Source organism: Lachnoclostridium sp. An131 (genome assembly GCF_002160825.1).
In the GTDB taxonomy this organism is placed as follows: Bacteria; Bacillota; Clostridia; order Lachnospirales; family Lachnospiraceae; genus Laedolimicola.
This window is the reverse complement of record NZ_NFLI01000020.1, coordinates 25,877-38,936: the sequence shown is the minus strand read 5'-3', so window position 1 is coordinate 38,936 and position 13,060 is coordinate 25,877. Positions and strand designations below refer to the sequence as shown.

The 13,060-nt window shown below is 51.8% G+C and carries 15 protein-coding genes; 1 reads left to right on the top strand and 14 read right to left on the bottom strand.

Annotated elements, in window-relative coordinates; all coding sequences use genetic code 11:
• Positions 1-10: 10 nt before the first annotated feature.
• Both B5E77_RS14720 and B5E77_RS14715 read right to left on the bottom strand, forming a co-directional pair.
• Positions 11-1,594 carry an ABC transporter substrate-binding protein gene (locus tag B5E77_RS14720; protein ID WP_087166118.1) on the bottom strand — a complete coding sequence of 528 codons (1,584 nt, stop codon included), beginning with the start codon at positions 1,592-1,594 and terminating at the stop codon, positions 11-13.
• A gap of 226 nt (positions 1,595-1,820) precedes the next feature.
• Positions 1,821-3,029 carry a D-alanyl-D-alanine carboxypeptidase family protein gene (locus B5E77_RS14715; protein WP_087166117.1) on the bottom strand — a complete coding sequence of 403 codons (1,209 nt, stop codon included), beginning with the start codon at positions 3,027-3,029 and terminating at the stop codon, positions 1,821-1,823.
• Between the two features lie 239 nt (positions 3,030-3,268).
• Here B5E77_RS14715 and B5E77_RS14710 point away from each other — a divergent pair, with 239 nt between their 5' ends.
• Positions 3,269-4,057 carry an immunity protein Imm33 domain-containing protein gene (locus B5E77_RS14710; protein WP_162609716.1) on the top strand — a complete coding sequence of 263 codons (789 nt, stop codon included), beginning with the start codon at positions 3,269-3,271 and terminating at the stop codon, positions 4,055-4,057.
• Positions 4,058-4,069: 12 nt separating this feature from the next.
• Here the strand turns inward: B5E77_RS14710 and B5E77_RS14705 are convergent, their stop codons facing one another.
• The 12 genes from B5E77_RS14705 to B5E77_RS14645 all read right to left on the bottom strand — a co-directional run bounded on the left by B5E77_RS14705 (position 4,070) and on the right by B5E77_RS14645 (position 13,046).
• Positions 4,070-4,231, bottom strand: a complete 162-nt coding sequence (locus B5E77_RS14705; RefSeq protein ID WP_087166115.1) for a FeoB-associated Cys-rich membrane protein — start codon at positions 4,229-4,231, stop codon at positions 4,070-4,072.
• 1 nt (position 4,232) lies between these two features.
• Positions 4,233-4,484, bottom strand: a complete 252-nt coding sequence (locus B5E77_RS14700) for a Fur family transcriptional regulator (RefSeq protein WP_087166114.1) — start codon at positions 4,482-4,484, stop codon at positions 4,233-4,235.
• Between the two features lie 118 nt (positions 4,485-4,602).
• Positions 4,603-6,798, bottom strand: coding sequence for a ferrous iron transport protein B (gene feoB, locus B5E77_RS14695; protein ID WP_087166113.1), 2,196 nt, complete (start codon positions 6,796-6,798; stop codon positions 4,603-4,605).
• 120 nt (positions 6,799-6,918) lie between these two features.
• A complete protein-coding gene (locus tag B5E77_RS14690) occupies positions 6,919-7,137 on the bottom strand; it encodes a FeoA family protein (protein WP_087166112.1) in 219 nt (72 codons plus the stop codon).
• A gap of 40 nt (positions 7,138-7,177) precedes the next feature.
• The gene (locus tag B5E77_RS14685) at positions 7,178-7,390 is read right to left on the bottom strand and encodes a FeoA family protein (RefSeq protein WP_087166144.1); all 213 of its coding nucleotides are present in this window, start codon (positions 7,388-7,390) and stop codon (positions 7,178-7,180) included.
• A 119-nt stretch (positions 7,391-7,509) separates the two neighbouring features.
• On the bottom strand, positions 7,510-7,923 hold the full coding sequence (locus tag B5E77_RS14680) for a flavodoxin (RefSeq protein ID WP_087166111.1): 414 nt from the start codon (positions 7,921-7,923) through the stop codon (positions 7,510-7,512).
• A gap of 108 nt (positions 7,924-8,031) precedes the next feature.
• Positions 8,032-8,607: a DUF3793 family protein gene (locus B5E77_RS14675; protein ID WP_087166110.1), complete on the bottom strand. Its 576-nt coding sequence runs from the start codon at positions 8,605-8,607 to the stop codon at positions 8,032-8,034.
• A complete protein-coding gene (locus B5E77_RS14670) occupies positions 8,607-8,885 on the bottom strand; it encodes a DUF2325 domain-containing protein (protein WP_087166109.1) in 279 nt (92 codons plus the stop codon). Before B5E77_RS14670 ends, B5E77_RS14675 begins: the two co-directional genes overlap by 1 nt.
• Positions 8,886-9,270: 385 nt before the next feature.
• The gene (locus tag B5E77_RS14660) at positions 9,271-9,720 is read right to left on the bottom strand and encodes a divergent PAP2 family protein (protein WP_087166107.1); all 450 of its coding nucleotides are present in this window, start codon (positions 9,718-9,720) and stop codon (positions 9,271-9,273) included.
• Between the two features lie 212 nt (positions 9,721-9,932).
• Positions 9,933-11,195 (bottom strand): zinc-binding dehydrogenase, encoded by a 1,263-nt coding sequence (locus tag B5E77_RS14655; RefSeq protein ID WP_087166106.1) that lies wholly within the window; start codon positions 11,193-11,195, stop codon positions 9,933-9,935.
• 19 nt (positions 11,196-11,214) lie between these two features.
• Positions 11,215-11,865, bottom strand: coding sequence for a class II aldolase/adducin family protein (locus tag B5E77_RS14650; protein WP_087166105.1), 651 nt, complete (start codon positions 11,863-11,865; stop codon positions 11,215-11,217).
• A 5-nt stretch (positions 11,866-11,870) separates the two neighbouring features.
• On the bottom strand, positions 11,871-13,046 hold the full coding sequence (locus tag B5E77_RS14645) for a PHP domain-containing protein (protein ID WP_087166104.1): 1,176 nt from the start codon (positions 13,044-13,046) through the stop codon (positions 11,871-11,873).
• Positions 13,047-13,060: the final 14 nt, after the last annotated feature.

The window sequence follows — 13,060 nt, the reverse complement described above, 5'->3', positions numbered from 1 at the left end:
ATTATTCCGATTATACCTGAACATCCGTATCCTCGCTTACCCAGTAGAAATCTGCGGGCGTGCTTGTGATTCCGCTCACACTGCTCTTTGTGACAAAATTCATAATCGGATAGCAGTAGTAAATACAGACGCTGTCATCCATCAGGATCTGCTCTGCTTCCTTGACCAGTTCTACCCGCTGTTCCGGATCTGCCGTCACTGTCAGCTCGTCCATGATCGCGTCAAATTCCGCGCTGGAATAGCCGGAGGCATTGTAGCTGCCGCCCGTTTTGAAGTAGGTCGTCATATGGTTCTCCGGATCGCCACAGTTCAGCACGTTAATACTCATGCAAAGCATATCGTAGTCGCCGCTTCCCAGCATGTCGATAACCGTCTGGGTGTCATGTACCTCCGGCGTCACCTGAATGCCAAGCCGGGCAAGCTCAAGCTGTGTGGCCTCCACTACAATCTGCTGCTCCGGCCGTCCGGTGTAGTATACAAAACGCAGATTGATCTCTTCCCCGTCAGGAGTCTCCCGGAAGCCGTCCCCGTCGATATCCTCATAGCCGGCTTCGTCCAGAAGCTGCACCGCGCTCTCCGGATCATAGGCGTTGATATCGGTGAGCTCGTCATAGCCGTAGGCCGACGCGGAAGTCAGGAGCGTCTTGCCCACCACGTACTCCCCGTTCAGAAGATCCTCACAGTAGGATTCCTTATTGATATAACGCATGATCGCCTGACGGAGCGTCTCGTCTCCCAGCACGCCGTTCTGGTTCATAAAGCCATGGGTAGTGCGGCCGCTGGCAGTTCTCACGATGATATAGTCGTCGTTATCCTCAAAGTCTCCGATGCTGGTCATGCTCACATTGTACACCGCGTCAAAGTCTCCAGACTGAAGCCCCATGGTCAGCGTGGACTGATCCTCCGTATAGACAAAGGTAATCTGATCCACGAGGACCTCACCGCCCCAGTAGTTTTCATTTTTCACCACTACAGTCTCCTTCGTGGTCGGATCGAAGGATTCCACCACAAAGGGGCCTGTCCCTATGGGACCTTCATCCGCGATATTCGTCATATCCACCGTGGTATCGATAATCGTAAAATACGGATCCGCCAGCTTGTTCGGCAGAATCGGCTCGGGGTTCTCCGTGGTGATCGTAAGCGTCTGGCCCTCTGCCTCTATGGACGCAGGCGTGAAATACTCCGTGCCTCTCGTACCATTCTCATAAACATTCTCCAGAGACGCCTTTGCCAGCTCTGCCGTCAGCTTCGCTCCATTGGAAAAAGTCACATCATCCCGAATTGTGAAGGTCCAGACCGTATTGTCCTCGTTTACCGTATAGTCATCCTCCACAAGCCAGCCAGATACAGAAAAATCGTCATTCAGCTTTGTGAGCGTCTGGCCAAAGCCAAAACGAACCGCGTACCAGCCGTCGTAGCTCTGGAGAGGGTCCAGGGTGCCGCAGCTTTGTCCTGTTCCGATGACCAGACTTTTGCTTCCTCCCCTGCTGCCTGTTCCATCCGCGCTGTCTTCGCTTCCTCCGCAGCCCGAAAGCAGTGTGCCGGCCATAGCCAGACACAAAAGCAGCGCCAGAATCTTCTTTGTACCTTTCATTCTTCATTCCCTCCTGCAGTATAAAACGCCTTCATAAGTCTCTGTATTTTTATCAAGCCTATTTTAAGGCCACTTTTTTCTCCGCACAAGCCGCCCCCGGGGATGTTTTCTCCAATACTGAGAATTTTCTTCTGGCTTCAGTGCCAGGAATGCCTATCCGGGGGATTATGTCCCGGCATTCCCGCCCTATCCGGTTTTCTGAAATCCGCCGCACACAGAATACATGCTACAGAAAAAGCTTTTCTGCCGTTTTGAAAAAACACCACCGCAGCGTCAGCTCCTCCACCGCATCCACCGCTTCTATGGGATAAGCCTTCACCGCCGTCCCATTCAGATAATAGCAGACGCTCCCCACGATCATGCCCGGCTCCACGGGAGCCGTAAGGCTTTCCGAAAGCTCTGTCTTTACCTGAACCTCTTCACCCTCCGCCAGCAAAAGCGCAAGGTCCGGCTCCTCTGACGCCAGCTTCAGCCCCGTATACGCTTCATCCTGCAGATTCCCGCTCTCGGGAATCCCGTTTTCCACCGGAATGCTCCCCAGCATCACATCCTGCCATACATTCTGATACTGGTAGTTTTCCAGCCCGTAGCTCATAAGCTTTCTGGTATCGCTCCATTTATAGCTCCGGTTATTGGGCCAGCCGCAGGCCAGAAGCGCCACAATAAAGGTCCTGCCGTCCCGTTCCAGTGCTCCCACGTAGCAGTAGCCCGCATTATTCGTAAAGCCTGTTTTTCCCGAAAGAGCTCCTTCCATCATACCCAGGAAAGCGTTCTTGTTTCCCACGGTAAAATTCCGAAGCCCCTCCACATCCCCGAAGCTGTAGGCATTTGTCCGGGTGATTTTCAGAAATTCATCCTTTTTCGGCGACTGGCAGATGCAGTAGCGCATCACGCGGGCCAGATCCGCCGCTGTGGTGGAATGGACACCGTTCTCATCCTCAGCGTCCAGGCCGTTAGGCGTTATGTAATAGGTGTCGTAGCAGCCGATGTCTCTGGCCTTGGCGTTCATCATGGCCGCAAAGCCCTCCACCGAGCCTCCCACATGCTCCGCAATCGCCACGGCGGAATCATTGTGGGATTCCAGCATCAGGGAATAGAGCAGATCCTCCAGCCGGTACTGTTCTCCCGCCCGGATGCCAAGCTGCACATCAGGCATTCCGGCCGCATACTCCGACACGGCCACAATCTCGTCCAGATTGGCATTCTCCAGTGTAACGATCAGCGTCATGATCTTGGTAGTGCTGGCCATGGGCCTCTGTTCATACCCGTTTTTCTCAAACAAAATACGCCCAGAATCCGCGTCCATCAGAACCGCGGACTGCGCGTAAAGCTGGCGAAGCTCAGAGGGCGTCTCCTGCCCAGCCGTCTCTGTCTGCGCGTAGGCCTGCAGAGAAAGGCTTAAGACGAGGGCTGCCATGAGCAGAATACGGAACATTTTCTTCACTTCAACACGACCTGTACCTGATTTCCTTTCATTTTATTCCGGCACAGAGCTAAATAGAAGTTTCTATCCTCTGCTTGCAATTTTCTCAGCCTCCTGCTATTTTCACATAACCGCAAAATTTTTTACAGGAAAATCCTGAGGAAATTGAAAATCGCCTGCCGATATGCTACCATAAGCTGACAGGAACCCTCAGACCTCAACAGCGAAATAAAATGACGGAGGAAACCGCTATGAACAAAATAGTGAAGGAAATCCAGAAAATCATGGCGCAGAATATGGCCTTCTATCTGCCTCATGTTAAAAAAAGCGATTTAGAAAAAAATGGGGCCGTTTTTTATATGAATGGAAATAATGGCACCGAATTTGACTGGTATGTAAACGACAGACTGCCGGCTTTTATGGTGTTTTATAATGACGCAGACAATTTGGGCGCTGCCAAATTGATGCTTTTTCCGGATGGAAACGCCGTATTATATCTTTACGATGAAAAAGGGAAAAGGCTCCTCAAGGAGGTAAGCATCTGTATCGAGGCAGCGGAAGCGGATATCGCTGCATTGGCCGCTATATTGAGAAACGAAGCAGATGATAAAGGAATATGGGACGCAGACGTGGAGGATATCTGTACAGATATTGAGCCCGGCAGTGACATGCTCCGCGAATTCACAGACAGGCGCAGGGATTACATGGTTTGGATAAACAGAAGAGAAATCTTAGCTTTAAATGCCTGCGTTTCAAAAAGGATCACGGAGGAGGGCTGGAAGGTCGGCTATATGGAAAGGCAGGAGCCCTGTGATGAAAAAGACAGCGGCTGGGTTTTTACCGCCGGAAACGAAGACGATGAATATTGTTCAGACTATCAGAATATCAGCCTCCTGAGCGTAGGCGCCGTATGGCAGCAATTAGATTCGGATATTTTTAAGTATATTGATATGCCCGTCGGAACCAGGCTGATTAGAATATCCCCGGAGAGCTTTGAAATCGATAAAAATGATAAAGAAATCTATACGATGAAAAGATGACCCTAGCCTGTATTACGGATTTTTCCTCTTATCCCCGCAGGCGCAGGCGCTGCTGCAGCCGCTGCAGCCTGCACAGCCGCAGGAAGAGCCTCCGCGCTTTTTATTGCGGATAATAGAACGGATACAGAAAACCAACGCTGCCGCAACTACTAAAAGTACAATGATATCTGTCATATCAATCTTCCTCCTTCACATCTCCGATTCGATACATGTTTCTCCGGTCAATGACGCCTGCCTCTTCCAGGGTCTTTATCATCCGGTACACGGTTGCAATTCCAACCGCCTGGTCCTTTTCCCGGACCTGATAATAGATCTCCTTACAACAGGAACAGTCATTTTCCAATATGGTGCTGATAATCAGTCTTCTCTGTTTCGTAATCCGGAACCCCCGCTCCTTTAAACGGTTGATAATCATTTCCTGACTCATGCTCTGACTTTCCTTCCCTGTCATTCATTATACCATACTTTTTTTGAAACCGGCACAGGATATAGCATATTCTGTGCCGGCTCTTTTCCATTCTTTCGTTTCTGTCAGTTTAAAAGACTCAGTTCATAAACAGTCCGCCGACCACATTTACCAGAAGGGAGACTACATACGCGGTCAGCATCTGTACGCCTACCGCCTTTCCAAGCTCCTTCCAGGTCTTCAGCTCACGCTTCATGGCGCCCACTGCCGCGAAGCAGGGCATACACAGAAGGTTGAATACCATATAGGCGTAAGCCGCGGATTTGGTCGGGATATCCTCATGCAGAGTCGGCAGCGCATTCTCGTCAGCGCCCTCAAACAGGATGCTTTCGGAATAAATGTCCGGAGCCGCTTCCGCGTCGTATACGCCTCCTTCAAAGCCCAGCTCTTCCAGCTCCTCCGGACTGTACTGGGAGAAGAAGCCTTCCAGATATTCCGGCGTGACATCCTCGCTGTACAGCTGTGAGAAGGTAACTACTACGTTCTCCTTCGCAATCCAGCCTGTCACGATAGCTGCCGCCGGTCTCCACTCGTTGAAGCCCTGAGGCGTAAAGATCGGAGCGAGCACACCGCCCAGGGAAGCCATAAAGCTGTCGTCCATCTCGCACATGATGCTTCCGTCTTCATTGGCGGCCGCATTGTTTCCGTTGAAGGAATCGATGTTAAAGTTGGACAGGAACCAGATCAGAATCGTGGAAACGAAGATTACGGTTCCGGCCTTCTGCGCATAGGCCTTTACCTTCTCCCAGCCGTGCAGTGCAATCGTCTTTACGGTAGGAATACGGTACTGGGGCAGCTCCATGATAAAGTTGGAGGTGTCATCCTTATACACCAGCTTATTCAGCAGCAGCGCCACGATAATCGCAACCACAATACTGAACACATAAAGAGAGTAAGTAACAGCCGTCTGATTGCTGTCCGCAAACAGGGTGGAAACAATCAGGGCGAAAATCGGCAGCTTCGCGCCGCAGGGCATAAAGCCGCAGAGGATAGTCGTAATCTTTCTGTCCTTCTCAGACTCCATGGTACGGGTAGCCATAACAGCCGGAACAGAGCAGCCGAAGCCCTGCAGCAGCGGAATAAACGCGCGGCCGGACAGACCAAATTTACGGAAAATACGGTCAAGCACGAAGGCTACACGGGCCATGTATCCGCAGTCCTCCAGGAAGGACACCAGTACGTACAGCACCAAAATCAGCGGCAGGAAGCCGAGCACAGCGCCGATACCGCCCATGATGCCGTAAATCACAAGGGAATACACCCACGGAGAAGCGTTTGCTACCAGGCCTTCCACCAGACCGGTTACCCAGCCCCAGGCAGTCTCCACCACGCCGGCCAGCCAGATACCCGGGCTGTTGATGCCAAGGAACAGGAAGTTTTCGCTGTTCGTGCAGGCAAACAGGATATACATCACCACCGCAAAGATCGGAAGGGCCAGAATCCGGTTGGTCAGGATCTTATCCACCTTGTCAGAGGTAGTCTCCACATGACCGGTCTTTCCTTTCTTGACTGTGTCCTTCACGACCTTGGAAATATACTGATAACGCTGGTCCGCTACCACAGCCTCCAGATCCGCGCCTGCGCCATAGGCATCAGCCACAATCTTCTCCGCCTGGCTCTTCAGCTCGGCGGAAACCTTCTCGCCAACCTTCTCGTCGTTCTCCAGCAGCTTGACAGCCTTCCAGGCGCTGTCAGCCTCGCCGGCCGCATCCAGAGCCTCTTTGATCTTTGCAACCGTCGCGTCCAGCTTGTCGTCAAAAATCGGAAGCTTCTTTGGGGCCTTCTTCGCCTTCGCCACTTCCACGGCCTGGGCCATCAGTTCCGGAACGCCCTTGCCTTTACGGGCCACAATCGGAACGACCGGAACGCCGAGAATCTCTGACAGCTTCTCTGCGTTAATCCTGTCTCCTCTGGCTTCCACTTCGTCCATCATGTTCAGGGCGACAACCGTAGGAATTCCAGTCTCGATAATCTGAAGCGTCAGATACAGGTTGCGCTCGATACTGGTTGCGTCCACAATATCGATCACCGCATCCGGCTTCTCCATGACGATATAATCTCTGGCGATAATCTCCTCGGCAGAGTACGGGGACAGGGAATAGGTTCCCGGAAGGTCCATGATATTGATTTCCTTATTCTTCTTATATGTACCTTCCTTTTTGTCAACCGTTACGCCCGGCCAGTTTCCGACACGCTGCCTGGAACCTGTCAGGTCGTTGAATAAAGTTGTTTTTCCGCAGTTGGGATTTCCCGCCAGCGCAATTACATATGACATTTTTGTCTTCCTCCACTCGTCCCGCACGGTTAGTTTACAATAATTAGTTTTAGCTAACGCCATGCGTAAAATTATGGGTTAAGCGGACCTTAACCCTGCATTGCTTTCCTTGTTTTTTGCTTACTGCACCTCGATACGCGCCGCTTCCTCTTTGCGGAGACTGAGCTCGTAGCCGCGCACATTGATTTCCACCGGATCGCCCAGCGGCGCCACCTTGATTACCTTGACCTCAACGCCGGGAGTGATCCCCATATCCATGATTCTGCGCTTCAGCTGCCCGCTTTCGCCGATGGATACCACCTTTCCGGACTGACCCGGTTTCATTTCTTTCAGTGTCATTCCTTCCCTTGCCCTCTCTTTCCGTTTCTCAACGCCCGGATTACGCTACCATAATCTGAGAAGCCAGGCCTCTGTTCAGCGCGATTCTCACGCCCTTTACCAGGAGAATCATGCCGCTGGGGTTCTCACCTACCACCTGCACCTTTTCCCCTTTCACAAAGCCGAGATCCTGAAGATGCCTCTTCACTTCTTCCTTTCCATGGAATTCCTGAATCGTCCTCGTTTCTCCAACTTCCATCATTGCCAGTGCCATGAGCCTCTCCATCCTTTCTCCTCTTAAGCAATTGAGAATAACTATCATTTCCAATAAGTATTAAAGCACTTTTTCCCAGAGTTGTCAATAACTAATTTGTTAATACTAACCAGAATTTTTTAACCGCAGAGCGCCTTGGCCAGCTCCGCCAGCTTTGCCTGATCCTCATCGTCCGGCTCATTGTTGGCAATTACAGTTCCGGCTACCTCTGCTCCCGCTTCCTTCATGCGTTCTTCCCATTTACGCATCCACTCACCGTCACCCCAGTCATAGGAGCCGAAAAGACCGATTTTTTTACCGGAAGCAAACTTCTCCACCTCCTGCACGAAGGGCTCCATCTCTCCCTCGTCCAGCTCCTCGTCACCCATGGCTGAGCATCCGAGAGCAAAGACAGCCTCACCTTCCAAATCCGCTGGGGATACAGAAGAGACCTCTGCCACCTCTGCGCTTCCTCCGAGCTTTTCAAGCTCTTCGCCCAGCATCTGTGCCATACGCTCTGTATTTCCTGTGCTGCTCCAATATACTATCTTCATTTTTCTCCTCCTGCACTCTTTTTCATGTTTTTTATATAAAAGCCCGAAGGTCTTTTATTCTGTTTTGCCGCACGGGCTGCAGGCTGCCGCTCCTGCGTCTGCCTTGTATCATGCCATTCGCCATACAGCTTCTGCCACGCCCTCCCGGAGGCTGAAGCCGGCCGCCACCATCGCAGTCAGCGTTTCCCGGAGCCCGTCATAAAGACGGAATACTTCTCTTGCCCGTTCCACATTTCCGTACACCTTCCAGTAGCCGCACTCTAACGCGTTCCTGCCCTGATGCACAATAAATCCTTCGATATCTTCCAGCGGGTATTCCAAAAAGAGGCCTATTTCATGTGGAAATTTCCCGCCCCTCTTTTGATACCTCTCATAGCGCTCCGCCAGAAGCTGAAGCTTTCCCGAAAGCTCCCCGCCTTCATATCCGTACGCCTTCAAGAAGTCCTGGTGCTTTTCACCTGCCAGGTACCTTTCCATCCGTTCTTTTTCATAAAAAAGCAGATGGCAGTATTTTCTGCAGCCGCAGAGCTTTACCCAGCAAATCCTGCTCCCCATCAGGATTTCCGGAAGATATGGCGCCAGCTCCTGAGGGGCTGCCACCAGATTCGCCGTTTTCTGCCCGCAGAAAACAGGCGCACAATGGTTCGCCAGAAGTCTTTCAAGCCTTTCCCGCGCGCTGTCCATCAGCAATAGCTCCCCAGGATTTCTTCAAGGGCCGCGCGGCTGCTGGTGTGACAGCGTACCACTTCGACATTGTTCTTCTTTGCCTCTTCCAGCGCACATTTCACCATTTTGTGAGACACTGTATTTGTAAACAGTACAAACAGATCCGGTTTCCCAACCTGCTTTTTCAAATCTCCGGTCATCTGGGTAAAGACCTTTGCCTTACACTTATAGGCCTTACAAATGTCATGGTACTGGCGGACCATACGGTCATGTCCTCCGATAATCACAATACTCATAGGCATCTTTCCTCTCTTTATGAAAACTGGTTGATGGCTGCTGCGATAAAACACGGCACCGGCAGCTGCTTTTGTTCGAAGTTAGTACTTTCTAACCGTTTTAGTTTCAAAAAGAGTCCGCAGGTATCAGGACTCTCTTGGTTAGCTTTGGCTAACTTTCATGATGCTATCTTACCATAGAATCCACTGCTGTTCAAGACATTTAAATGATAAATAATATCATTTAGCTGCGCTTTCATACGACCGCTGCAGCAGACGCATGATTCTGTACGGACAGTAGCCAGTATGTCCCGCAGCAGCAGCTTTATGCAGCTTCCATGCAAAAAAGACTGCCGGAAACAGATATATTTCTCAGCAGTCTTTCCTGTATTTCCATATTTCAAAATCATACCATAAGGATGCCTATCGCAATCCCCAGAATAGCCCCCATCAAAACCTGCAGAGGAGTATGTCCCACAAATTCCTTCAGCTTTTCCTCGGCAAGCGTCTTTCCGTTCATAGTTTTAAAGGTCTCTACAATTTCGTTGATGAGCTTGGCCTGCTTTCCTGTCTCCAGGCGGACACCCATGGCGTCATGCATGACAATAATCGCAATTATGACTGTCACCGCGAATTCAAAGGAGCCCAGGCCATAAATTTGCCCGGAAGCCGCAGCCATCGCACAGACGGTAGAAGAATGGGAGCTGGGCATACCGCCCGATCCGACCAGACGTTCCGGTTCAAACCGCTTTGTCATCAGGGTATAAATCAGAGTCTTTAAAATCTGGGCCACAAACCAGCCTGTCACCGCGCTCACCAGTATTCTGTTTCCTATCAGCTGCTCAAAACTGTTCATATCTTTTCTCCTTTATCTGCCTCTATTATATCTGGATGGCGCGCCTGTGGCAAGTCCCCAAATATCCGCCTGCAGCTCTGCTCCTTCGATGGCTTTTCCGTCTCCAAAAAAAGAACCGCCGCAGGACAGACGTTTGACCGCTTTGTCCTGCGGCGGCCCGGGCAGGCGGCATGGAATGCCGCCTGCCGCCTCTGTATTTAAGTTCCGGTTTTTCAGATCGCCGGAGCGTTCTCCAGCAGATATTTCTCAGCTTCCGCGTTCCACAGACCGTTTGTCTTTGCTACCAGCTCAGCCAGCTTTGCAAACATCGGATCGGTCTTTCCCTTTTCCTCGAAATCTGCGATCGCTGTCAGCGGCAGAGAAATGTGGGTATAAATGAGCTTCTTTCCGCCCGGTACATGGGGCAGATTCAGCGTAGTCTCTCTTGCCACATCCATACCGCCGATATGGGTTACCAGGATAGCCGGATCAAGCTTTCCTTCTCCGATCATCTGCAGGCACTCCTTCATATCTTCGGTATTTCCGCCGGAGGTTCCCACTACATGGGTTCCGGAATAATGCACATTGTAGAAATTGAACTTTGCGGAAAACTCCGGATTGGAGGGGCCTGCAAAGAAATTCAGGCAGCCGTCCTGCGCCAGAATGCTGTCTGCAAGCTCTACCACAGAAGCTACCGGGGCAAACGCAAGCACATCGTCATAGCCGGTTCCGTCTGTGAAGCTCATCATGAAATCATGATCATTTTCTACCTTACCTGTATTTGCATATACCAGCTTAATGCCGTTTGCCTCAGCCTCCTTGGGAGAAAGCAGCTTTTCAGCCCGGGCAAGTCTTGCGTCGTCGATATCGGTGACAATCAGAAGAGACGGCCTTCTGTCGCAGTGGATGATGTAATCAATCGCCGCAAGGCCCATGGGGCCTACGCCTGCCAGGATCGCCATCTTGCCGCCTTCCTTGATTCCCATGTCATGCTCGTATTTTCCTCTGGTCACATGGTACATGGCATGGAAGGTTCCCGCTACGCAGGACAGGGGCTCTGTCAGAGAACCGCCGAAATAGCTCTCCCCGGAATAGTGAAGCAGGCAGCCCATCTCCATAACCTCGTTCGGGATAATCACATAGGTAGCGTCTCCGCCGATATACTGATAGGAATATCCCGGAGCCGCCAGGCTTCCCTTATAGTTCAGCGCCGGCTGAATGGAGAATTTCTCTCCCGCCTTGAATTCATCGGCCCACTTGGAGCCTACCTTTACCAGCTCGCCGCAGAACTCATGTCCGATAATCACCGGATGCTCTGCCACATCATCCGGCACACGCTTGTGATCCTCGCCCTGCATCGCCGCCTTGTAGGAGGACATGCAGATACTGTCGGATACTACCTTTGCCAGAATCTCATCTTCCTTCGGTTCCGGAAGCTCGAACTCCTCCAGACGCAGATCCTCTTTGCCGTAAAGTCTCAGTGCCTTTGTCTTCATAATTTCTCTCCTTTTCCTTTTATGAAATCGATTCCTTCTGATTCTTTTCCTGCATGGAAAGCAGCGCTCTGCATTCCTCTTCCGGAAGCTCCTTTTCCCTGCCTATCAGCTTCGCAGTCGTCACTACCCTGGCAATGGCTTCCGCCGCTTCCATGTGATTCATAGCCTGCAGTACACTGGGCCCTACCGCCAGAGCCCCATGGTTCTCCAGCAGAATGACATCGCTTTTCTGAAGAAGCGGCCCGATCCCCTTCCAGATATCGTCCGTTCCCGGCCGCCCGTAGGGCGCCACCTCAAAGCTTCCGTACACTGTCATCAGCTCCGCATAGGCCTTCGTCCTGACCGGCAGGCCGCAGATTGCGTGCGCAGCCAGGCAGGTGGGATGGGCATGTACGACGCCGCCCACATCCTTCCGCGTTTTGTATACATGCAGATGCAGCTTCAATTCGGAAGTGGGCTTGCAGCTGCCTGCCAGCTGGTTGCCGTCCTCGTCTACGACAGCAATCATATCCTCCGTCAGAAACGCCTTATTTTTTCCGCTGGGCGTCACATAAATCAGGCCGTCCCGCTTCAGAGAAACGTTGCCCTCAATCGCGTTTAAAATTCCTTTCTCATCCAGATGCTTTGCCGCCGCCATCAGCTCCCGGACAGCTTCCATATTTTTCTCCATGATGCTCAATCCTTTTCGCGTTCCACCAGCTTCCATGCCGCATCTACCAGATGTCTGAACTGCGGATCCGAAAGCTCCGGACAAATCATACTCTGCCTGGAAGAATTCACATCTTCTCCTGAAATTTCTGTCATATGATATTCCCGGCACAGCTTCTGAAGCCTTGTAAGCTGCTCTCTCGTATTGCGGGCCGGCATATAGGTCACGCCATGCACGCCTTCCTCCTTCAGCATCTCGAACAGCTCATCCAGGAAATCATCCTCAAATTTAGCTGCTTTCTTGTCGCCTGTGACAGAATCCGTCACATCTCCCAGATAAGGATAGCAGAGGATCGCGCCCACCTCATCTGCCAGCTTCACAAGCTCTGCAAAGGGCAGACACTCATCTGTGGCCGGCACATAGATTTTGCCCACCAGCTCAGCCTTCATTACGCCGAGCAGATCATAAAGCTGGTGGGGATTCTCCGGATCGGAAAGGCGTTCCTTGGCCTTTTCGTTCAGGGCGATTCCCAGCTGCTTTTCCACAAATTCCGCGCAAGCAGCCCTTCCTGCCTTATCCAGAATCTTCTGGCTCAAAGCGCAGAGCAGATGGCGCTCTGTGATAGAACCGCCGTTTTCATACTGGGAAATGGGAATGACATCCCTGTCAAAATCCAGCACAATGCCATAAGGCTCCATCAGACGGTTGATATTCTCCGTCATCCTCCTGTTCCGGACATTGCGTTTTTCCCGCAGAGGCGCAAAGACCTCGTTCAGCCGTGCAAAACCGGATTCCGGGACACTGTGAATCGCCATATAGCAGATCCCCGCCTGATCCGGATTGTTCAGCTTTCTTCCCGCCATCCTGGTCCCGGACAGATCCGCGCGGCACTCCATGCCGCAGGTCGTTCCGATGCCTGCAATTTTTCCGGCCTTCCGGAATTCTACCGCGCCTGCAATCGTATCATGATCCATAATTCCCGCCGTCTGAAGGCCCTCGTCCCTGGCGCAGTACACAGCCGCCGCAGGCGAGTAGGGCGAGAAGGAATAAATGGTGTGGATATGGTTATTGGCATACTGAGGCTTTGCCTCGGGGGCCTGCTTCTCGCTTCCAATGACGATCGCCAGATTTGCCAGACGCTCCTCCGGCGTCGGCGCATTCAGAAGCTTCAGCACCTCCTGCCGTTCTACAAATTTATCCATAAGCCGCCTCCCGT